The sequence below is a fragment of the Streptomyces sp. P17 genome (assembly GCF_032436805.1).
Classification (GTDB): Bacteria; Actinomycetota; Actinomycetes; order Streptomycetales; family Streptomycetaceae; genus Streptomyces.
Genome location: NZ_JAVRBF010000364.1, coordinates 1 through 416 on the forward strand (window position 1 = coordinate 1; position 416 = coordinate 416).

Genomic DNA, 416 nt, shown 5'->3' on the forward strand with positions numbered 1-416 from the left:
CTCAGAGCTGCAGCGCCTCGAACGCCTGTTCGCCTCCTCCGGAAAGGAGGCCGGCGACAACTTCGCCATGAACCTCAGCGACGCCGGTCCCATCCTGCAGGAGGTCGCACGCAGGCACGGTAGGGCGGCGGCCAGCAGGCTGGCACGCGAGCTGGCGGCGGGCAAGACCACACTGCAGGACATCGTGCGCAACTACAACCTGACCACCTCGGTCAGCGTGCAGACCGGGCAGGCTGAGCGGCAATACTACTCGTTCGTCCGCAGCATCAGCGGCAAATCGGTGTCGGTGCAGGTCAACTACAAGCCGGGCAAAATGCCCGGCCTGGTCGCAGGGTTCGCGACAGGTGGTCAGCCGCGCAGGCTGTCGTCCGGTCTGATCAGCGGACCCGGCACGCCGACGTCGGACTCGATTCTCG

Annotated in this window: 1 protein-coding gene; it reads left to right on the top strand. The window is 66.6% G+C overall.

The genetic code is table 11. The annotated features are described in order from the left end of the window. Positions 1-416, top strand: a 416-nt coding sequence (locus RMT89_RS41305; protein WP_315888896.1) for a hypothetical protein, incomplete at both ends; no start/stop codon positions are given.